Origin of the sequence: Streptomyces sp. NPDC052236 (assembly GCF_044548015.1) — a bacterium.
Lineage (GTDB): Bacteria > Actinomycetota > Actinomycetes > Streptomycetales > Streptomycetaceae > Streptomyces.
Genome location: NZ_JBIUBL010000015.1, coordinates 59,617 through 80,810 on the forward strand (window position 1 = coordinate 59,617; position 21,194 = coordinate 80,810).

At 67.4% G+C, this 21,194-nt stretch carries 17 protein-coding genes and 1 pseudogene; 14 read left to right on the top strand and 4 right to left on the bottom strand.

All coding sequences use genetic code 11. From position 1 onward, the window contains the following. Positions 1–16: 16 nt before the first annotated feature. Together ACIHCQ_RS24155 and ACIHCQ_RS24160 are read right to left on the bottom strand one after the other, a co-directional pair. Complete coding sequence (locus ACIHCQ_RS24155; RefSeq protein WP_399665907.1) at positions 17–1,276, bottom strand: DUF3631 domain-containing protein; 1,260 nt, start codon at positions 1,274–1,276, stop codon at positions 17–19. A 136-nt stretch (positions 1,277–1,412) separates the two neighbouring features. Next, positions 1,413–1,655 (bottom strand): helix-turn-helix transcriptional regulator, encoded by a 243-nt coding sequence (locus ACIHCQ_RS24160; RefSeq protein ID WP_399665910.1) that lies wholly within the window; start codon positions 1,653–1,655, stop codon positions 1,413–1,415. A gap of 464 nt (positions 1,656–2,119) precedes the next feature. Here ACIHCQ_RS24160 and ACIHCQ_RS24165 point away from each other — a divergent pair, with 464 nt between their 5' ends. The 4 genes and pseudogenes from ACIHCQ_RS24165 to ACIHCQ_RS24180 all read left to right on the top strand — a co-directional run. Then, positions 2,120–2,416, top strand: coding sequence for a helix-turn-helix domain-containing protein (locus tag ACIHCQ_RS24165; RefSeq protein WP_399665913.1), 297 nt, complete (start codon positions 2,120–2,122; stop codon positions 2,414–2,416). 1 nt (position 2,417) lies between these two features. Beyond that, positions 2,418–3,731, top strand: a complete 1,314-nt coding sequence (locus tag ACIHCQ_RS24170) for a tyrosine-type recombinase/integrase (protein WP_399666336.1) — start codon at positions 2,418–2,420, stop codon at positions 3,729–3,731. Between the two features lie 101 nt (positions 3,732–3,832). Continuing rightward, positions 3,833–8,842, top strand: coding sequence for a hypothetical protein (locus tag ACIHCQ_RS24175; protein WP_399665915.1), 5,010 nt, complete (start codon positions 3,833–3,835; stop codon positions 8,840–8,842). A gap of 102 nt (positions 8,843–8,944) precedes the next feature. Continuing rightward, positions 8,945–9,218: pseudogene (locus ACIHCQ_RS24180) on the top strand (site-specific integrase); the annotation flags it as partial. 67 nt (positions 9,219–9,285) lie between these two features. Here the strand turns inward: ACIHCQ_RS24180 and ACIHCQ_RS24185 are convergent. Then, positions 9,286–9,744 carry a hypothetical protein gene (locus tag ACIHCQ_RS24185; RefSeq protein ID WP_399665918.1) on the bottom strand — a complete coding sequence of 153 codons (459 nt, stop codon included), beginning with the start codon at positions 9,742–9,744 and terminating at the stop codon, positions 9,286–9,288. Positions 9,745–10,144: 400 nt separating this feature from the next. Here ACIHCQ_RS24185 and hemL point away from each other — a divergent pair, with 400 nt between their 5' ends. The 8 genes from hemL to ACIHCQ_RS24225 all read left to right on the top strand — a co-directional run bounded on the left by hemL (position 10,145) and on the right by ACIHCQ_RS24225 (position 18,355). Then, entirely contained in the window at positions 10,145–11,461 is a 1,317-nt protein-coding gene (hemL, locus tag ACIHCQ_RS24190; RefSeq protein ID WP_399665920.1) for a glutamate-1-semialdehyde 2,1-aminomutase, read from the top strand. Further along, positions 11,458–12,150 carry a histidine phosphatase family protein gene (locus tag ACIHCQ_RS24195; protein WP_399665922.1) on the top strand — a complete coding sequence of 231 codons (693 nt, stop codon included), beginning with the start codon at positions 11,458–11,460 and terminating at the stop codon, positions 12,148–12,150. The genes hemL and ACIHCQ_RS24195 overlap by 4 nt, the downstream gene beginning before the upstream one ends. Before the next feature lie 108 nt (positions 12,151–12,258). Beyond that, positions 12,259–13,539, top strand: coding sequence for a hypothetical protein (locus ACIHCQ_RS24200; protein WP_399665925.1), 1,281 nt, complete (start codon positions 12,259–12,261; stop codon positions 13,537–13,539). A gap of 68 nt (positions 13,540–13,607) precedes the next feature. Beyond that, positions 13,608–14,222 (top strand): TlpA family protein disulfide reductase, encoded by a 615-nt coding sequence (locus ACIHCQ_RS24205; RefSeq protein ID WP_399665928.1) that lies wholly within the window; start codon positions 13,608–13,610, stop codon positions 14,220–14,222. Positions 14,223–14,253: 31 nt separating this feature from the next. Then, on the top strand, positions 14,254–14,991 hold the full coding sequence (locus ACIHCQ_RS24210; RefSeq protein ID WP_399666339.1) for a cytochrome c biogenesis CcdA family protein: 738 nt from the start codon (positions 14,254–14,256) through the stop codon (positions 14,989–14,991). Between the two features lie 4 nt (positions 14,992–14,995). Beyond that, the gene (locus ACIHCQ_RS24215) at positions 14,996–16,717 is read left to right on the top strand and encodes a cytochrome c biogenesis protein ResB (RefSeq protein WP_399665931.1); all 1,722 of its coding nucleotides are present in this window, start codon (positions 14,996–14,998) and stop codon (positions 16,715–16,717) included. Further along, complete coding sequence (gene ccsB / locus ACIHCQ_RS24220; RefSeq protein ID WP_399665934.1) at positions 16,714–17,802, top strand: c-type cytochrome biogenesis protein CcsB; 1,089 nt, start codon at positions 16,714–16,716, stop codon at positions 17,800–17,802. The genes ACIHCQ_RS24215 and ccsB overlap by 4 nt, the downstream gene beginning before the upstream one ends. A gap of 43 nt (positions 17,803–17,845) precedes the next feature. After that, positions 17,846–18,355, top strand: a complete 510-nt coding sequence (locus ACIHCQ_RS24225; protein WP_399665937.1) for an SRPBCC domain-containing protein — start codon at positions 17,846–17,848, stop codon at positions 18,353–18,355. 9 nt (positions 18,356–18,364) lie between these two features. On the opposite strand, the gene ACIHCQ_RS24230 is transcribed toward ACIHCQ_RS24225, so the two are convergent. After that, entirely contained in the window at positions 18,365–18,712 is a 348-nt protein-coding gene (locus tag ACIHCQ_RS24230) for a PLD nuclease N-terminal domain-containing protein (protein WP_399665939.1), read from the bottom strand. 89 nt (positions 18,713–18,801) lie between these two features. On the opposite strand from ACIHCQ_RS24230, the gene ACIHCQ_RS24235 reads away from it, so the two are divergent. After that, positions 18,802–20,253 carry a menaquinone biosynthesis decarboxylase gene (locus ACIHCQ_RS24235; RefSeq protein ID WP_399665942.1) on the top strand — a complete coding sequence of 484 codons (1,452 nt, stop codon included), beginning with the start codon at positions 18,802–18,804 and terminating at the stop codon, positions 20,251–20,253. Then, positions 20,250–21,152: a menaquinone biosynthesis prenyltransferase MqnP gene (gene mqnP, locus ACIHCQ_RS24240; protein ID WP_399665944.1), complete on the top strand. Its 903-nt coding sequence runs from the start codon at positions 20,250–20,252 to the stop codon at positions 21,150–21,152. The genes ACIHCQ_RS24235 and mqnP overlap by 4 nt, the downstream gene beginning before the upstream one ends. Positions 21,153–21,194: the final 42 nt, after the last annotated feature.

A 21,194-nucleotide genomic window follows, 5' to 3' on the forward strand; every position in this document is an offset into this window, starting at 1 on the left:
CGCGTGTGACGAGTGTTTACGGGTGTACGCCCGGCCCGTGACGGGTGCTCTCGTCACCGCTGCTGGGCGTCGGCTCCTCGGGGCAGTAGCGAGCCCAGGCATCGGTGAACTGCAGGTGCGCGAAGCCCCTGGCCTGCCGTCCGCCCTCGAAGCGGAGAACAGCCGCTTGGATACCGAAGTCCCTGAGCAGGATCCCCAAGTGGCGTGAGGTCAGACCCGTGTTGCGGTACTCCGCCCACGGAGCCTCCTGGTCCTTGACGAGTTCCTCCAGCAGGTCCCGCGTGCGCATGATGTCGGGATCGCCGTAGCGCGCGAAGACACGGCGGATATCCCGTAGCAGGCGGGTCTTCAGGTTCGACTCGTCGTCCTGGCCCACCTCAGCTGCGCACATGGCCACGCATGCGTCGCGGGCTTGCTCTGGCCAGGCGCCGCCTGCCAGTTCGGCGACGACCACCAGCGGCTCCCAGGTGTCCGCCGCTCGGTCCTGTACCGGCATCGGGGGTACCAGGTCGGCGGCGGTGTCGAGCAGCGGGCGAAGCCACGCGGTGAGCCGGTCGCGCACTTCGTGCAGCGCGGGGATGTCACGGCGGGAGCGGAACTGCTCCACCCGCTCCCCGCTCTTGCGGCGCTGCATCCGGATCACGACCGCCCGGTCCATGATCGTGTCCGGCAGGTCGCCGATCCCGGCCAGCGCGGCCATGGCGAAGGTGGGGAACGCCTGCGGCTTGTGCTCCGGCCCGGAGATCCGTAGCGCGGGCCGGTTGCGCTGATGCCCGGCATTCAGCAGGCCACGCAGCTCCTCGTTCTTCTCGGCCGCCTTGATGCTGCCGAAGATGGTGTCGGCCTCGTCCACCAGCAGCGTGGGCGGCTCGTCGCCGATGGAGCGGAAGACCACCGCCGGGCTGGTGTTCACCGTGATCAGCGGGTCGCGCACCGTCTCCGTGAGCACATCCAGCAGACGGGACTTGCCGCACCGCTTCGCCGGCCCGACCACCGCCAGACGCGGAGCGTGCTGCAGCGCGGGCTGGATGTGCGAGGCCGCCACCCACAGCGTGACGGCGGTCAGCGCCTCACCGCTGGGCAGGATCACGTACCGCGCGATGGCTTCCCGCAGTTCGTCCAGCAGTTCCGCGCCTTCTGCTGCCTTCTGCGGTTGCTCGTCCTCGGTTGACGAGGGTTCGGCGTCGAGGTGTGGGCCCTGGCCGGGGACGGCGACGGGCGGCCAGGCGGGCGTCGAGGGTGCGGTGGGGGCGATGGGGGACGTAGGTTCGTCCACAGGCGTTCCTCCCTGGTAGGCCGGACGGGCAAGGCCCGGCCCACCGGATCGATCATTCAAGGGCGATGGGGCAGGGACTCTGCGGCTCTCGGCGGTGGCTCGCCGAGGGCCGCTTCGCTGTCCCGGAAGGGCGGCTTCAGACGGCGAGGTCGTACGCAGACTGGGCGTTCACCCAGGCATCCACCTCGGACCAGCGGTAGCGCAGGTGACGGCCGACCTTGTGGACGTTGGGGCCGATGCCCCGGTACTTCCACTGGTAGAGGGTCTTCACCGGCACCCCGAGGTAGGCGGCGACCTCCTGCGGGCCGGCCAGCGGGCCGCGCCTCGCAGTCTCGGCGGCGGCAGGGGCGTTGGTGCTACGGGAAGAGGTATTCGGCACAGGGCTCCTTTTCGGTCTTGGACAGCGGGCCTGGACAACACAGCCACACCCCAGGCGGAAAAGTCCAGAGTTGGTTCTAAAGCTTTCCAGCACTTGTCGGTGTGACCGGCTATTCCAAAACAGTAAGGGCGGATCGCCGGTTGCCGAAATTGCTCCTGCCGTCGCCGCAATTCCCTGCGGCGAAACAGTCGGCCGAGCGGGTTCCCGCAGGCATGGTCGCAGCTCACATGGGCCACCGAGCAGCTATGGGAGCCACCGTTTATTCGCTAGACAGTAAGGCGGATACTCACCTAAACCGCCCATTTCGCGTGAGCGAAGGGAAGTTAGCATGACGCTCCGCCGAAATGACTCGCGATGGTCCGCGAATTGCTGAGACGAATACCACTCTGCCCCCGAACGACTTCTATAGAGTTTAAGAACTAACTCTTGCCATAACGCCCGGCTGTAAGTTACAGCTATCTGTCATGGCATTCCGACCTGTCGAAATAGGCCCTGCCGGCCTCCACTCCGCCCGTGCTATCGAGTGCGTACGCCTCGCGCGCGGCCTGACCCAGCACCAGCTCGCCGCCCGCTGCACCGCACTGGGCCGCCCGATGACCAACACCGCCCTCAGCCGCACGGAGCGTGCGCGTTGCCGGTGCGACATCGACGACCTCGTCACGATCGCCGTGGCTCTCGGCATCTTGCCGTCGGCCCTGCTGCCGCTGCTGGCCACTCACGACTTCCACGCCGCCGACATCCAGGGGGCCCTTCTTGGCTGACGTGTACGACCGCTGGCACAAGTCCCACCCCAAGCCCACCGAGGCCGAGTGCGGCGAACACAAGAGCCGTACGCGACTGATGGTCCCCACCGCCGACCACGGCATCGGCAAGCGCTGGCAGGTCCGCTACCGCGACCTGGACGGCCGCCAGCGCAAGGAGAACTTCGACACGAAGGCCGCGGCGGACAACCGTGCCGCCGAGGTCGAGGTCGAAATCCGGCGCGGCTCCTACGTCGTCCCCGCCGAGACGAAGCAGACGCTCGGGGCCTACGCGCGGACGTGGCTCGACGCGAACTGCGTGGGACCGACGACCGCGCTCCGCTACGAGGCGACGGTCCGGAACCACATCGTTGAGCACCTCGGTCAGCGCGAGCTGCGGTCTCTCAACCAACCCTCGATCATCCAGGGGTGGATCCGCACGCTTCAGGACAGCGGCCTCGAAGCGTCGACGATCGAGGGCATCTTCGACATCCTCTCCAGCATCCTCGGCATGGCCGTGGAGGACGGGCTGCTGCCGAAGAACCCCTGCAAGGCGAAGTCGGTCAAGCTACCGACCGTGACCAAGAAGAAAATCATCCCTTGGTCACTGGAGCGCGTGCGTGCCGTCATCGCCGGGCTCCCGAAACGCTTCCAGGCCGGCGGCAAGCTCACTTTCGGCTGTGGCCTGCGGCAGGGCGAGGTATTCGGCTTCGCTGTCGAGGACATTGACTTCAAGGGCGGCTGGGTCCACGTCAACCGCCAGGTGCGGCTCGTCGGCACGAAGGCCGTCTTCGCCCTGCCCAAGGGCAACAAGATCCGGTCAGCGCCCCTGCCGGCTCAACTTGCCGCTGCCCTCAAGGCCCACATGAAGGAGTTCCCGCCCGTCGCCGTCACCCTGCCCTGGGCCAAGCCGGACGGCGAACCGAAGACCGTCCGCCTCCTCTTCGTCGATGACAAGAGCCGGGCCTACAACCGCAGCGTCTTCAACATGGGCGCCTGGAAGCTGGCCCTGGCCGCCGCTGGCGTAATCCCTCCCCGCGAGCGCGGTGCGAGGTACCTCCAGGCGGCTCCGGAAGACGGCATGCACGCCCTCCGGCATGCCTACGCCTCCGTACTCCTGGACGCAGGGGAGAGCATCAAGGCGCTCTCCGAATACCTCGGTCACTCGGACCCGGGCTTCACGCTGCGGACGTACACGCACCTTCTGCCGTCCAGCGAGACCCGCACCCGCAAGGCGATCGACGATGCCTTCACTGAGGACTTGGAGTCCGAAGCTCGGGGCACGTCAGTGCCCCCAGTGAAATCCATGTGCCCTCAATGTGCTCTGGCAGCCTGATGGCTTGCTCGACACATTGACGAGGGTGGGGCCCCGGATCTCGACTACGTGTTACTGACCTACTCGCCTGTGGTGAGGGTGGTGCGCCATATGCTGCAGAGATGGTGGACCGCGACAAAGAGGAAAAGGTGGCCAGCCCGTACTCGACGGGTGGTGGTGGCACCGTCCTGGAGCATCGCTTCGGAGCTGTCCTGCTGGCTCACCTCCTCCTAGGCGATCCCGTACCCGCACTGGGCGATGACGTGATGCTGGTAGCAGTGCGTTTCCAGGACAGCCGGTTCAGCGCTGTGGACGACCTGATCGTCGTCGGCGACACAGCTGACGGCGCACAGCGGCGGTTGTCGATCGGAGTGCGCCGAGCTCCAAGTTTCACAACCAGCGACGACGCCACTGCGGACCTGCTTGTGTCCTACCTGCGGGTTGTCACCAACCACTGGGATGAGGTCGGTTCGGGGAGTTGGCGGCTGGCACTTGCAGTGGCCAGTCCCAATCCGGCCGTGCAGCAGATGCGCGAGCTGGCTGTGATCGCTCGGGGGCAGCCCGATGAGGCGTCGTTCCGCTCAGCGGTGGAACAGGCGGGCCGTACGAACAATGCCGTTCGCACCCGTTTGACCCATCTGGATGCGCTGATCGCTCAGGCCGCGACCAGCCCAAAGGTAAGCACGGAGGCATCTGCCTCGGAGCTGACCTGGCGAGTTCTGCACGTATTGCGGTTGTGGGAACTCAGGCTGGAGGGGGTCGACGAGTCCGACCGTACGACGGTGGTGGGCCGCCTGCGGAGTGTCGTTCCTGACTCCTCGGTGGCGGGCGCCGACGCGCTGTTTGAAGCGCTGGAGAGGCTTTCCCGGAACTACGCCCCGGCTGGGGCTCATGCCACCGAAGGCATGCTGCGAAGGCAACTCTCCGGGACAGCGGTTGGCCGTTCCCCTTCTTACGCCGCGGCGTGGCGCGTCCTCGATGCTTTGTCGGAGACAGCCGAGAATCTCGTGGGTTTCCGCTTGACCGGCGCCGCCGGAGACCTTGAACTGGAACGCACTGAAGTCGGGAACGCTCTGGCTGTCGAGATGAGCACGGCCGCATCGCAGACGACCGCGCTGGTCGTTACCGGTGAGCCGGATGCCGGCAAGTCGGCTCTGGCCTTGCGCACTGCCAGGCGACTGCGAGCCGATGGTGCGGCCGTCATGGTGCTGAACCTACGAGAGATGCCCGCACGGCTGGCGGAATTAGAGGCGTTGCTCGGTGCCCGCATCACGTCGGTGCTGGATGCCTCAGCCGTGGGTACTGGTCGCCTGCTAGTCGTCGATGGCGCGGAGTCGGTGCTGGAAGGCCGTGCCCAACTGCTCTCGGATCTCGCCCGAGCGGCGATAACTGCGGGGCTCGGCATGGTGGCAGTGACCCGCACCGATGGTTCCGGAGCCGCACGTGACGTGCTCACACAAGCCGCGCAAGGTATGGGTCGAGACGGCGAATCCATCGAGAACCTTGTCCGCGAGCATGAGGTTCCTCAACTGACCTCGGCCGAAATCGAGCAGGTGGTTGAGATTTTCCCGCAACTGCGGCGATGGGCTGTCGACGAGCGGGCGCGGTGGCTGCTGGGCAGACCGGGTCTGGTTGACATGCTGTTGCGCGCAGGTCCGGGCGTGCCGGCCCCAGAGCGAGCAGCGTCGGAGGCCGACCTGTTCAGAGTCGTCTGGTATCGCTTGGTGCGCTGCGGGGAGATGATGTCGCCGGGAGGACCCTCCCCTGACGCTCGTGATCAGTCTCTTCGTGCACTGGCCCGGCGCCAACTGCTCCCGCACGACAACTCTGTGTCACCTGATTCGGCCGCGTTGCCTTCCTTGCGTTCCGACGGTCTGCTCGCACCGCGCACTGCGTCTAGCGCCTGGAACCCGTCCGATCGATTTGCCAGTGATCTCGTGCGGGACATGGCAATCGTGCGGGTGCTCATCACGGACGGCTTCGGTCTCCTCTCGGCTGCCGAGGCACCGCGCTGGGCGCTACGTGCCGCACGCGTCGCATGCCAGGCCCAGCTGCTCACCACCGCCGATGTCAGGCGATCACTTGCGCAACTGCGCGCCGTCTTCGACCAGATCGCATCCGACCACGGCGAGCGGTGGTCGGATGTGCCCTGGGAGGCGGTGCTCACCCTCGGTGCCGCCGGTGACGTCCTCGGCCAGACATGGCCTGAGCTGCAGGCCGACCGGCAAGCCGGGTTGCGTACCGTGATCCGGCTGGCCATGCAGCGCTACGCCCCCCACGACGTCGGCGATCCCGTGGTGCTCGCGCCGCTGGTCGAGCTGGGCTTCTGCCGCGAACGCGACGCCGATTCCGACGATGATTCCTGGGCTGCGGATGGCATGAGCCGATCCATCCGTGAACTGGTGCTGGCCTGGCTGCGCGGACTGGTGAGAGCCGAGACGGGCGTGTCCGACCCGATTCGGCAGTTGGTGCGAGACCGTATCCTCGCAGCCGAGCCGCCGCATTGGGACGAGTTCGCGGTGGAAGCCTTGGCGATGCTCGGCCCCGATCTTGATGGGGCAGCCGAAACATTCCTCAGGGGAATCGCCGACGACGGAGGAGCTCGTCTCGACCCTGTCGTGGAGAATTTCTGGCCAGTGGTGGAGATGGCCAAGCATCAGCCAGACCTGCTCCTGACCTTGACGGAGTCCTACTATATCGAACGGTACGACGCCGAGGCGGCCAGATACGGCTGGTCTGGTTCTTATCCGTTCGACGATGGCATCCGGCACCACCGCGCCCGCGGAAGCATCACCGAACGGATGGCCGGGTGGTACCGCGGCCCCTTCTGGCAGCTGCTGAGGGTCCGGCTCGTGCCGACGCTGGCATTGATCAACCGGATGCTCGACCACGCGGCGGCCATCCGTGTCGGGGACCACGACGCCTACACTCAGGCGCCGCCCGACGAACTGACCGGAGTGGATCTGGATATTCCGGGAGTCGGTGTCAGGCGCTGCGTCGGAGACGAACACGTGTGGGCGTGGTATCGAGGTTCGTCTGTTGGGCCTTACCCGTGTATGAGCGCGCTACTTGCCGTCGAGCGGCTCGCGGACCAGCTCGTAGCCATCGCTGACGTTCCACTTGAGCGGATCGTGCAGTTCCTGCTGCGCGACTGCAACAACCTGGCCATGCCCGGTCTCGTGGTCGGGTTCCTTGTGCGCCATCTGGAGCAGGCGGGTGATCTGCTCGATCCCTGGATGCGCGATCTGGATGTATGGCAACTGGAATTCGCACGAGCTGCCAGTGAAGGAGTGCTCTACGTCCAGGGCCCGGATGCACCTGATCTTATCGGTCTCTCTCGCCGTCGGTGCAGTTTGCGCGACGTCGCCGCCGAACTCACCATTGGCGCGACCCTCTCCGGTGACCAGACTCGGCTGAACGAGCTGGCGGCCACGGGCGAGGAACTTGTCCGCCGTGCTAAGGAGCTAGTCGCTGACTCTCAGGGGGGCCCGGAGGCTGATCGCTTCCTCGCCTCGGTACAGGGCTGGGCGGCGACGTTCAAACCGGAGAACTTCCATCCGGAATCCGATGACTCTGGAAACTTGATCGTGCAGTATCAGCACCCCGAGCCGCTGGCGGTCCGCATGCGGCCCGAAGCCGAGATGTTCGGCCGTGCCAGCCAGGCGCTGCGCTTGCAGAACACCTACGCCAGATCCGACGATCGTGTCACCCCTGTCGACACGCTCCTGGCTGACATCGCTTTGGCACGGTCCTTCGGCAACGACCTACCTGACTCCGCTCTCAACCGGCTTGACCCGATCGCCGCCGTCGCGGCTGCCGCTGCCGTCGCACACGTCCACGGCCGTATGGACGTGCCGGTCGACGACTTGCGTTGGGCGACGGGTGTCCTGATCCAGGCGATCACCGAACCGAGCCATACCGAGTACGTCGCCTCCTCCTTCTACTCGCTGGGCGCCGACCGGTCAGCGGCGACCGGTCTGCTGGCACTCCTGGCCGTGGCATCAGATGACATCGAGCTCGATAGGCAGGCAATCGTCGGTGTCATGGACCGCTGCACCACGAACCACTTCGATGAGGTGCGCATCGCGTTCGCCCGAGCTCTCGGCCGGGTCTGGGCTGCGCCGTGCGACGCCGACCAGCGATCGGGCCCGTGCCGCCACGAAGCAGCGCTCAACGCCGTGCGGGCGGGACTACAGGACTGCCGCCTCGGCGACTGGGACTCAGAGAGTGGTAAACGCACCCGTCCCCGGCTCGACGGTCCCTACGAGCAGACGTTGCCCGAGGTCGAGACGGAACGGCTCTACCTGACGTCACTGATCCCACCACTTGTCGCCGCCAGTGCCGCGTCTCTCAGCAACAGTTGCGTGGCGGACCAGGCGAAGGGACTTGTCGAGGTCCTGCTGGACGCCCACGCCCGCGCCACAGACCACTGGGCGAGGGAAGGGTACGAGAACCGGCACAGCAAGGACAGTGCTCGCGTCATCGTCACCCTGGCGCTCCGCGGTGACACCGGGCCGCTAAAGGCGCATGTGCAGCGGTTCGCCGCCAACGGTCGCGCCTTGAACGAATTCTTCCGTGACCTCGCCGTCCTGTTCACGTACGACGATGACCTGCGCCCGTCTCTGTCGGACGTGTGGTCTGCCGCCATGGAGGCGGCCCTCGACGCCATCGGAGACGGCACCGAACTACGCGGAGACCGCCACTGGGCCGACGACGCGCTGGGGGTGCTCCTGCCCGCCCCGGGGATCGACGTGAGCGACGCCGACATCGACGCGACCCTGGCCCGCGCGCGAGAAGGCTGGCTGCACCCCGACACCATGGCCGACCTCGTGGATCGCTGGATGAGGATCGCCCGCCAGGAACCGAAGGCTCTTGACGCGCTCGCGAATCTCGGCAAGTGCGCTCCGCTCGTGTGGCAGCGGGACACGGGGCTGACCTGGGCCGAGCAACTGACCGACGGCAACTATCGCGCCATCGCCAACAAGTGCTGGTACCTCACCGACTGGCTCAGAACACTTCACTCACGCGAGGAGATGCAGCCGGACCAAATCGCACGCTGGCGCCGCCTTGTGGACGGGTTGGCAGCTGCAGGTGATCACCGGGCAGCCAGTCTGCAACGAATCGAGGAATGACCCCCGAGCCGACGCCCTCCAGAGTGCAGGTAGCCGCGTGCCGCAAGACGAGTGGGCCACATCAGCCGCGTCGACGTGGCGGCGGACTTCAAACCTAGGCAGTTGCACCCTCTGCATGCCTACGCCTACGGCCTCCGTGCTCCTGGACGCGGGGAGAGCATCAAGGCGCTCTCCGAATACCTCGGCCACTCGGACCCGGGATTCACGCTGCGGACGTACACGCACCTTCTGCCGTCCGGCGAGACCGCACCCGCAAGGCGATCGACGACGCCTTCACCGAAGCCGAAGAAGGCGGAGCCGACGGCACCCCGCCCGCCAGGGCACATCTGTGCCCCCGCTCAAACCCATGTGCCCTCAATGTGCCCTGGCCGCCTGACGGCCCCTCTCCGGCGCTGAAAAGGGCGGAGCCCGAAAGCCCCGTCCGAATCCCAAGAAACCCCAGGTCAGGGCCACACCAAGCAGTACGGCTCGTGCCCCGCCTCGTGCAGGCGTACCGAGAAGTCCTGCCATTCGTGCAGCAACTGGTACACATTGAACGCGTCTCGCGGTCCGCCCCGGTCCGGGACCGTCGACCAGATGAACGCCGCCGCGCCCACCGATTCCTCGCCTATGCCGCGCAGCGGGTCGACCACGGTCATCGGAAGCTTGACCACCGCGTAGTCGGGGTGCAGGACCACCAGCTCCAGCGGCGGCACCTTGTTCAGCGGCATGCCCTGGATGCCGGTGAGGACCATCGCGGCTATAGTTTCCGGCTTGATCTTCGAGAACATTCCGCCCATGCCGAGCTCGTCGCCGCCCAGCTCCTCCGGGCGCATCGAGATCGGCACCCGCGCGGCAGTCGCTCCGTCAGGCGCACCAAAGTACTTGTAGGTCACCCCTACTCGGCCGCTCCTGCTTCCCATGGGCTCCTCCGCACCCGCGCTCGCGCCGGCTCCCGTATCGCCTCGTCGGTGCTTTCCCCGCCGGGCAGGCTCGGGACCCAGATCGTCGGTCCCCTCGCCCAGTCCACCGCGATGCATATCTCCACCCGACCACTCGCAGCCCCCGCCGCGCAACCCGATCATCGTGACAGTGACCTCCCCCACGAACGTGCTGTGAAACACCTGTCCACAAGAACGTCAGGGGCTCTGACACCATGGATTCCGTGAGCTTTCCCTATGACGCCCCAGTTTCGCAGACGCCAGAGCACTGACGCCGTTTCGTAATACGGGAAGACCGCCCGGCCCACTCACCGGTGGCCGAGATCATCCGTAATCTTCCGTCCCGGCCACCCGACCGCCCGCATCGCAGATCAGGACCAACGTGTCGTATTCATACGAAGCCCCAGTTTCGCAGGAGCTTTTCGACCGCGCGTCGCTCGTGACGCCCGGCGGAGTGAACTCTCCCGTCCGTGCCTTCCGCGCCGTGGGCGGTACGCCCCGCTTCATGGTGTCCGGTACCGGCCCCTACCTCACCGACGCCGACGGGCGTGAATATGTCGACCTTGTCTGCTCGTGGGGGCCGATGATCCTCGGGCATGCCCACCCGGCCGTCATCGAGGCGGTACAGGCGGCGGTCGCCCGCGGTACCTCCTTCGGTACGCCGGGTGAGGGCGAGGTCGCACTCGCTGAGGAAATCGTGGCCCGGGTCGCGCCCGTTGATCAGGTTCGGCTTGTTTCCAGCGGTACGGAAGCGACGATGTCCGCGATCCGCCTCGCCCGCGGTTTCACCGGCCGGGCCAAGATCGTGAAGTTCGCGGGCTGCTACCACGGCCATGTCGACGCGCTGCTCGCCGCCGCCGGGTCGGGCATGGCCACCTTCGGGCTGCCGGACACTCCGGGCGTCACGGGTGCGCAGGCAGGGGACACCATCGTCCTGCCGTACAACGATCTTGAAGCGGTGCAGGAGGCCTTCCACCTCAACCCGGGCGAGATCGCCTGTGTGATCACGGAGGCCTCGCCGGGCAACATGGGCGTCGTGCCGCCGCGGCCGGGCTTCAACGAGGGGCTCAAGGACGCCTGTGCCAAGAACGGCGCGCTGTACATCTCCGACGAGGTCATGACCGGCTTCCGGGTCTCCAGGTCCGGCTGGTACGGACTCGACGGGGTCAGCCCCGACCTGATGACCTTCGGCAAGGTGATGGGCGGCGGCTTCCCGGCCGCCGCGTTCGGTGGCCGCGCCGATGTCATGGCGTACCTCGCCCCGGCCGGGCCCGTCTACCAGGCGGGCACCCTCTCCGGTAACCCCGTCGCCACCGCCGCGGGTCTCGCGCAGCTGCGGCTGCTCGACGACGCCGCGTACAACCAGCTCGACTCCGTCTCCAAGGAGATCCAGGGCCTGGTCGCGGGCGCGCTGACCACAGAGGGCGTCAGCCACCGGCTGCAGGCGGCGGGCAATATGTTCTCCGTCTTCTTCTCCGGCGCCGATGTGCGCGACTACGAGGACGCGAAGCGGCAGCAGTCCTTCCGGTACAACTCCTTCTTCCACTCGATGCTCTCCCAGGGCGTCTATCTGCCGCCGTCCGCCTTCGAGTCCTGGTTCGTCTCGACGGCCCACGACGAGCGGGCCGTCGAACGGATCGCCGCCGCGCTGCCGGCTGCCGCCCGTGCCGCGGCCGAGGCCACAGAGGTGTCCGCATGAGCAGCGAGAACTCCAGCGCCGAGACCACCGTCGTCCATCTGGTGCGGCACGGCGAGGTCCACAACCCGGACGGCGTGCTGTACGGGCGCCGGGCCGGGTACCACCTCTCCGAGCTCGGCCGGAAAATGGCCGACCGGGTCGCCGAGCAGCTCGCGGACCGTGACATCACCCATGTCGTCGCCTCGCCGCTGGAGCGCGCGCAGGAGACCGCCGCCCCCATCGCCAAGAGCCACAACCTCTCCCTCGACACCGACGAGCGGCTCATCGAGGCGGCCAATGTCTTCGAGGGCAAGACCTTCGGGGTGGGCGACGGCGCGCTGCGCAAGCCCGCCAACTGGGTCCACCTGACCAACCCGTTCCGCCCGTCCTGGGGGGAGCCGTACATGGACCAGGTCGTCCGGATGATGGCCGCGCTGAACGCCGCGCGCGACGCGGCCCGCGGGCACGAGGCCGTCTGCGTCAGCCATCAGCTGCCGATCTGGATCGTGCGGAGCTTTGTCGAGCGGCGCCGCCTCTGGCACGATCCGCGCCGCCGGCAGTGCACGCTCGCCTCCCTGACCACCTTCACGTATCAGGACGACAGGATTGTGTCGGTCGGCTACTCCGAACCGGCTCGTGATCTTGTGCCGCCGCATCTTCTCGCGGGGGCGAAGCCCGTGAAGGGCAAGTCCAAAGCATTCGGCGCCTAGCCAGTCGGCGGCGTAGCGCTCAAAAAAATAAGTGCGAGCTTCTGGAACCCCCATCCGAAACCCGTCATCTAAGGCGGTGCCGGATTTGAGAGTGCGGATGGGGAAGAAATGCGCGACGTCAGTCGAAGAGGCCTGCTCGGGGCGGGACTTGGAGCCGCAGCCGCCATGGGGGCCGGGGGCTGCGGCTCCAGCGGGCCCGGCGGCGAACCCGGGCAAATCGGGGCAAGTGGGGGTGGCGAACCGGGTAATAGCGGCAAACCGTCCCCGTCCAGGAGTGCGGCCCGGCTGATCGGTGACGGCTCCACCTCCGACACCGGAAAGCAGCCGCACCAGCCGCCCAAACCCGTTCCCCTCGAACCGGGCCAGACGCCGCCGCAATTCGTGGTCTTTTCCTGGGACGGGGCGGGGGAGGTCGGCAACGGCCTCTTCCCGCGCTTCCTTGAACTCGCCCGGAACCATGGCGCGGCGATGACGTTCTTCCTCTCCGGGATCTATCTGCTCCCCGAATCGAAGAAGACGCTCTACCGCCCCCCGCGCAATCGTATCGGCGCGTCCGACATCGGTTATCTCACCGACGACCACATCAAAGAGACGCTGACCCACATACGCCAGGCATGGCTGGACGGCCATGAGATAGGCACGCATTTCAATGGGCATTTCTGCGGCTCGGGCTCGGGCTCGGGCGGCAACTGGTCGTCCGCGGACTGGCGGAACGAGATAGACCAGGCTGTGTCCTTCGTCACCGAGTGGCGTACGAACACGGGCTGGAAGGACCTCGATCCGCTGCCTTTCGACTACCGCAAGGAACTGATCGGCGCCCGCACCCCCTGTCTGCTGGGCCAGGACAAGCTGCTGCCCACGGCGAAGAAGCTCGGCTGGCGCTACGACTCCAGCTCGCCCGGCGGCCGGCAGACCTGGCCGGACAGGCGCCAGGAACTGTGGGATCTGCCGCTGCAGGCAATGCCGTTCCCCGGGCACTCCTTCGAGGTGCTCTCGATGGACTACAACATCCTCGCCAATCAGTCGCACAATTCGACCAACGGCAGGCCCGAGCGTTATCCCGCCTGGCGGAAGCAGGCGACCGAGGCGTATCTCGGCGGATTCCGGCGCGCCTACGAGTCCAATCGCGCGCCCTTCTTTATAGGCAACCACTTCGAGCGCTGGAACGGCGGCATTTACATGGACGCCGTAGAGGAAGCCCTCAAGGGGATGGCAGGCAAGAAGGACGTACGGCTGGTTTCCTTCCGGCAGTTCTGCGACTGGCTCGACGTCCAGGACCCGCGGGTGCTCGCCCAACTCCGTACGCTCGATGTCGGCCAGTCCCCGGCCGGCGGCTGGAACGCGTTTCTTCGGCCGGACCCGACCGGGGCCGCGTCGCCCGCTGCCTGACGAGGTGCTTTGCCGCCACCCCAGGGGGCGCGGAAAGATCCCTGGAACGGCCATGCGAAACTTTTCACATGAGCCTTAGCCGTGGATCCCACGCTCTCCGCTCCGCCCGGACCGCCGTGCTGACCGCTGTGGTCGCTGCCGCGGCGCTCACCCTGTCGGCCTGCGGCGCCGGGAAGTCCGGCGGTGGCGGCAACACCAACTTCGTGACCGGCACCGGCGGCATCGCCACTGTCGCCGAGGGGAAGCGCACCGCCCCCAACGAGCTCTCCGGCACCACCCTGCAGGGCAAGCAGCTCGACGTCGCCGATTACAAGGGCAAGATCGTCGTGCTGAACCTCTGGGGTTCGTGGTGCGGACCCTGCCGCGGCGAGGCGAAGTACTTCTCCCAGGTCGCCGCGGAGACCAAGGCGCAAGGCGTAGAGTTCGTCGGGATCAATACCCGGGACCCTCAAAAGAACACGGCGATCCGCTTCGAGGAAGAACACGGCGTCGAATACCCGAGCCTGTACGACCCGATGGGCAAGCTGGTGGTCAATGGCTTCCCGAGGGGCACGCTCAACCCGCAGGCCATTCCCACCACGATTGTGCTCGACCGTGAGGGAAAGATCGCGGCCCGCTCGCTGCAGGGGCTCGATGACAAGAAACTCCACGAAATGATCGACCCGTTGATCGCGGAGAAGTGATCGCGTGTACGCACTCGCCGCCGCTTCGGACATGAATCAGACGGTCTTCGGCGGGGCCCTGCTCCTCGCGCTGCCCATCGCCGTACTCGGCGGGCTCGTCTCCTTCTTCTCGCCCTGTGTGCTGCCGCTCGTACCCGGCTATCTCTCGTACGTCACCGGCGTCAGCGGCAGCGATCTGGCCGAGGCCAAACGCGGCCGGATGGTCGCCGGAGCCTCCCTCTTCGTACTCGGCTTCACGGCCGTCTTCGTCTCGGGCGGCGCGCTCTTCGGCTACTTCGGCTCGACCCTGCAAGGACACCGCGAGGTCATCTCCAGGGTCCTGGGGGTGCTGATGATCCTGCTGGGCGTCTTCTTCATGGGGATGCTGCCCTGGCTGACGCAGCGCGAGTTCCGCCTCCACAAGCGGCCGGTGACCGGTCTTGCCGGCGCCCCGGTGCTCGGCGTGCTCTTCGGCGTCGGCTGGACCCCGTGCATCGGACCGACGCTGTCGGCCGTGCAGGTGCTCGCGGCCGATCAGGCGAGCGCGGGCAGGGGGGCCATACTGACCGTCGCGTACTGCCTCGGCCTTGGTCTGCCGTTCGTACTCGCGGCGGTGGCGTTCCGCAAGGCGCTCGGGGCCTTCGGCTGGGTCAAGCGCCACTACGTCTGGGTGATGCGGGCCGGCGGCATCATGATGGTCGCGACCGGTCTGCTCCTGGTGACGGGTGTCTGGGACAGCCTCGTGCAGGACATGCAGGTCTGGTCCAATAGCTTCACGGTAGGGATCTGAGTCCATGAGCAAGACGGAGACGGCAGAGCTTCAGCACAAGGACGGCGGCGACAGCGGCGACGGCAAGGATCCGTCCGACGGCAAGGATCTCGGCGCCGCCGGCGCCCAGCTCTCCACCGCCCCCAGAGAAGAGTTCATCGGCGGACCCACCCTCTCCCTGGTCGGCTGGATCCGCTGGTTCTGGCGGCAGCTGACCTCCATGCGCATCGCTCTGATCCTGCTGCTCCTGCTCTCCCTCGGCGCGATCCCCGGCTCGATCATCCCGCAGAACAGCGTGGACGAGCTGAAGGTGCGCACCTTCAAGGAAGCGCACACGACGGTCACGCCGCTCTACGAGAAGCTGCAGCTCTTCGACGTCTACAGCTCGGTGTGGTTCTCGGCGATCTACCTCCTGCTGTTCATCTCGCTCATCGGCTGCATCGTGCCGCGCACCTGGCAGTTCGTCGGCCAGCTCCGCGGCCGTCCGCCGGGCGCCCCCGGCCGGCTGACCCGGCTGCCCGCGTACACCACCTGGCGTACCGAGTCGGATCCCGAGCAGGTCCGTGAGGCCGCGCTCGACATGCTGAAGAAGCGCCGTTTCCGCGCCCACACCGTGGGCGACGCGGTCGCCGCCGAGAAGGGCTATCTGCGCGAGACCGGCAATCTCCTCTTCCATCTCGCGCTGATCGTGATGCTGGTGGCCTTCGCCGTGGGCCAGCTCTTCAAGTACGAGGGCGGCAAGCTGGTCGTCGAGGGCGACGGCTTCTCCAACACCCTCACCCAGTACGACGACTTCAAGTCCGGCTCGATGTTCAGCATGGACGACCTGCCGCCGTTCAGTTTCAAGCTGGACGAGTTCACGGGTACGTACGCGAAGAGCGGGCCGGAGCTGGGCACGCCGCGCGTCTACAAGGCCGCCGTCACCTACTCCAAGGGCCGTGGTCCCGACAAGAAGTCCGTCATCGAGGTCAACAAGCCACTCGTGGTCGACGGCACCAAGGTCTATCTCAACGGCCACGGCTACGCCCCCGTCGTCACGGTCAGGGACGGCAGGGGCAAGGTCGTCTTCAACGGCGCCGTGCCGCTGCTGCCGATCGACTCCAACGCCACCTCGACCGGCGCGATCAAGGTGATGGACGGCTACCGCGACAAGAACGGCAAGAAGGACCAGCTGGGCTTCCAGGCCTTCTTCGTGCCGACGTTCGGGGGTGAGGGCAAGGGCGACATGTTCTCCCAGTTCCCGGGCCTGGAGTTCCCGGTGCTCGCGCTCACCGGCTACCGCGGCAGCCTCGGCGTCGACTCGGGTCTGCCGCAGAACGTGTACCAGCTCGACACCCGCAAGCTGACCCAGTTCAAGGACTCCAAGGGCGAGATCCTCAAGGCACGGCTCCTGCCGGGCGAGAAAATGACGCTCCCCGACGGCGCGGGCTCCATCACCTTCGAGAAGGAGACCATGGAGTGGGCCTCCTTCCAGATCTCGCAGCAGCCGGCCACCGGCTGGGCGCTGACCGGCGCGATCGCCGCGATCGCCGGACTCGTCGGCTCGCTGTTCATCCAGCGCCGCCGCGTCTGGGTCCGGGTGGTGGCGGGCAAGGACGGCGTCACCGTCGTGGAGATGGCCGGTCTGGGCCGGAGCGAGTCCCCGAAACTCCCCGAAGAGCTGGCTGAGCTGGCCGCAACCCTCCATTCAGAGGCGCCGAGCGCGCCTGATCCCTCAGACGTACCTGCCGAAGGGGCTGAGCAGTGAATCTCGCCGCCGCCACCAACGAGAATCTGGCGAACATCAGCAATGTGCTGATCTATTCATCCATGGCCGTGTACACGCTGGCCTTCTTCGGTCATATCGCCGAGTGGGTGCTCGGCAGCCGCAGCAAGGTGGGCCGCACGGCCGCCGCGCTGACGGCCGCGAAGACCGCCGCCACGGGTCCGGTGGTGCGGGTCCAGGGCAAGCAGCAGGGCGGCTCCACCGCCGTACTGGACCGGCCGAAGATCGTCACCCGCTCCGCCGCGGGTACGCGTGACGTGCCGGACGGACCCGGCGCGTCCGGCGGCACCGAGCAGGGCGATCTGTACGGCCGGATCGCCGTCTCACTGACCGGTCTCGGCTTCCTCCTCGAGGCGGGCGGCGTCATTGCCCGCGCGATGTCGGTGCAGCGTGCCCCCTGGGGCAATATGTACGAGTTCTCCATCACCTTCTCCACGGTGGCGGTCGGCGCGTACCTCGCCTTCCTGCTCGCGAAGAAGAACGTCCGGTGGATGGGCCTGCCGCTGGTTACCACCGTCCTGCTCGACCTGGGTGTCGCCACTACCTGGCTGTACACCGAGAGCGACCAGCTCGTCCCGGCCCTGGACTCGTACTGGCTGTGGATCCACGTCTCCACCGCGATTTTCTGCGGCGCGGTCTTCTACCTCGGCGCGGTCGGCACGCTCTTCTACCTGCTGCGCGACTCCTACGAGGCCAAGGTCGCCCGGGGCGAGGAGATCAGCTCTCTGCGCACCTCGATCATGGAGCGGCTGCCCGCCGCCGCGACGCTCGACAAGTTCTCGTACCGCGTCAACGCCGCCGTCTTCCCGCTGTGGACCTTCACGATCATCGCGGGCGCGATCTGGGCGGGCGACGCCTGGGGCCGCTACTGGGGCTGGGACCCCAAGGAGGTCTGGTCCTTCATCACCTGGGTCGCGTACGCCTGCTATCTGCACGCTCGCGCCACCGCGGGCTGGAAGGGGCGCAAGGCGGCCACCCTGGCGCTCATCGCCTTCGGCTGCTGGCTCTTCAACTACTACGGCGTGAACATCTTCGTCACCGGCAAGCACTCGTACGCGGGCGTCTGAGGTCGCGGTAGCGGAGCCGCCCCCGGAGAGCAACGCTGGTGCCATGACCGTTGCGATACCTCATGGCACCAGCGAGGCCCGCGAGGGCGGCGTACAGCATCTGCACTTCCAGCTGCGTCTGCCGCATCCGGCGGTACGGGTGTGGCACGCCGTCGCCACCCCGGAAGGCCTGCCGACGTGGTTCGCCGCCGCCGACGTCCTGGAACCACGGGTCGGCGGCGCGGTCACCCTGCGCAGGATGGTCCCCGGCACGCAGGGGCAGTCGCCGGTCGCCGAGGGCCATGTCACCGCATGGGACATGGAGGGTGTCGCGGAGTACACCGTCTCGGGCCTCGGCCGGATCCGCTTCCACCTGGAGCCGGTGAGCGAGGACGCCACCGTGCTCCGCTTCACCAATGAATTCCAGGGCACGGACGGACATCGCCTCGACCACCTGGCCGACTGGCACCACCACTTCGAGCTGCTCGCCGACGCGCTCGACGGGCGCCCGGTCACGGACTGGTCCGCCTGGACGCCCGATCGCCGCGGACAGCTGCGCCGGGAGTACGAGTAGGGGGCTCCGTCAGGAGCGCGGCGGCGTGGAGTCGTCGCCGTCGTCGGCGCCGCTCTCGTCCTTGTCGGTCTTGTTGCCCTTCTCATCGTCCTTCAGGGACTTGAGGAAGTCGGGGTTGTCGTCCGGCGCGACCCATCCGCCACGCCTGCCGCCGCCGCCCCCGCCCGGCGCCTGCCGCTTCTTGCCCGCCACCAGCCAGGCCACCGGGCCGATCAGCACCTCGCCGAAGAGCAGCACGATGATGACCCAGACCACCTTGGGCAGGTGCTTGACGTCTTCCTCGGGGGTGTTGAGGCAGTCGATGAAGGCGTAGATCCACAGCGCCAGGATGAGCAGAAAAGGCAGATACCTGAGCATTGTGGCAAGTTCCCCCAAGACGCGGGTGAGGGACCGCTCGACGGCCCCGGTGACGGGTCCAGGGTAGTGGGTGACTGATACTGGTTCGCATGGCTTACGACGATCTGCGCTCGCTGCTCCGGGCGCTGGAGCGCGAGGGCGACCTCAAGCGCATCAAGGCCGAGGTCGACCCCTATCTGGAGGTCGGGGAGATTGTCGACCGGGTGAACAAGGCCGGAGGTCCCGCGCTCCTCTTCGAGAATGTGCGCGGCTCGGCGATGCCGCTCGCGATGAACGTCTACGGCACGGACCGCAGGCTCCTCAAGGCGCTCGGCCTGAAGTCCTACGCCGAGATCAGCGACAAGATCGGCGGGCTGCTCAAGCCCGAGCTGCCGCACGGCTTCGTCGGCGTCCGCGAGGCGTTCGGCAAGCTCGGCACCGTGGTCCACGTACCGCCGAAGAAGGTGAAGGACGCGCCCGTACAGGAGGTCGTCCTCACCGGCGACGACGTCGACCTCGACCGGCTGCCCGCGCTGTTCACCTGGCCCGAGGACGGCGGCTCCTTCTTCAACCTGGGGCTCACGCACACCAAGCACCCGGAGACGGGCGTACGCAACCTCGGTCTGTACCGCCTCCAGCGCCACGACAAGCGCACCATCGGCATGCACTGGCAGATCCACAAGGACAGCCGCAATCACTACCAGGCGGCGGCCAAGCGCGGTGAGCGGCTGCCGGTCGCGATCGCCTTCGGCTGCCCGCCCGCCGTGACGTACGCCTCGACCGCGCCGCTGCCCGGCGACATCGACGAGTACCTCTTCGCGGGCTTCGTGGCGGGCAAGCGGATCGAGATGGTCGACTGCAAGACGGTCCCGCTCCAGGTCCCGGCCAATGCCGAGGTCGTCATCGAGGGGTGGCTGGAGCCCGGCCGTACGCTGCCGGAGGGCCCCTTCGGCGACCACACCGGCTTCTACACCCCGCAGGAACCATTCCCCGCGCTGACCATCGACTGCGTCACGATGCGCAAGCGCCCGCTGCTCCAGTCGATCGTGGTGGGCCGCCCGCCGACGGAGGACGGTCCGCTGGGCCGGGCCACCGAACGGTTCTTCCTCCCCCTGCTCAAGATCATCGTGCCGGACATCGTGGACTACCACCTGCCCGAGTCGGGCGGCTTCCACAACTGCGCGATCGTCTCGATCGACAAGAAGTACCCGAAGCACGCGCAGAAGGTCATGCACGCCATCTGGGGCGCGCACATGATGTCGCTGACCAAGCTGATCGTCGTCGTGGACGCCGACTGCGACGTCCACAATCTGCACGAGGTCTCCTGGCGTGCCCTGGGCAACACCGACTACGCCCGTGACCTGACCGTCGTCGAGGGCCCGGTCGACCACCTCGACCACTCCTCGTACCAGCAGTTCTGGGGCGGCAAGGCGGGCATCGACGCGACGAAGAAGCTCCCCGAGGAGGGGTACGTACGGGACGGGGGCTGGCCCAACATGGTCGAGCCCGACCCGGAAACGGCTGACCGGGTGACCGCGCGCTGGGCGGAGTACGGCCTGTGAGCGCCTCCGCGGCCGCCGTACCGCAGCCGGGCGGCGCCCGCGCCTTCCTGCGGCTCGTGATGATCGAGCACTCGGTCTTCGCGCTGCCCTTCGCCTACATCGCCTCGCTGACCGCGATGTTCCAGCTGGACCGGAACATCCACTGGGGACGGCTGCTCCTGGTGACCATCGCCATGGTCGGGCTGCGTACGTTCGCGATGGCCTGCAATCGGATCATCGACCGCGAGATCGACGCCCGCAATCCGCGGACCGAGGGCCGCGAACTGGTCACCGGCGCGGTCTCGGTGCGCTCCGCGTGGACCGGCGCGCTGATCGCCGTCGTCATCTTCCTGGGCGCGGCGGCGGCGCTGAACCCGCTGTGCCTGGCGCTCGCGCCCATCGCCGTGGTCCCGATGGTGGTCTATCCGTACGGCAAGCGGTTCACCAACTTCCCGCACGCCATCCTCGGCCTCGCCCAGGCGATGGCCCCGGTCGGGGCGTGGATCGCGGTCACCGGGGAGTGGTCCTGGGAAGCGGTCGTCCTCGGCTTCGCGGTCGGCATCTGGATCGGCGGCTTCGACCTGATCTTCGCCTGCCAGGACGTGCAGGCGGACCGCGCCCACGGGGTGATGTCGGTGCCCGCCCGCTTCGGCGTTCCCGCGGCGTTGTACGGGGCGAGGGCGTCCCATGCCGTGGCGATGGGTCTTCTGGCCGTGTACGCGCTGGCGACGGACGCGGGCGGGTTCTTCTGGACCGGCCTGCTGATCGTCGCCGCGGCGTTCCTCTACGAGCACTCGATCGTGCGGCCGGACGATCTGTCCCGGCTCAACCGGGCGTTCTTCACGGTCAACGGCGTGATCGGCATTGCCCTGTTCGGGTGCGCGCTGCTGGATCTGCTGGTGCGGGGCCTGACGCTGTAGACCGAAAGCATGACGCGGCGGCCCGCCAAGTGGCGGATAAGG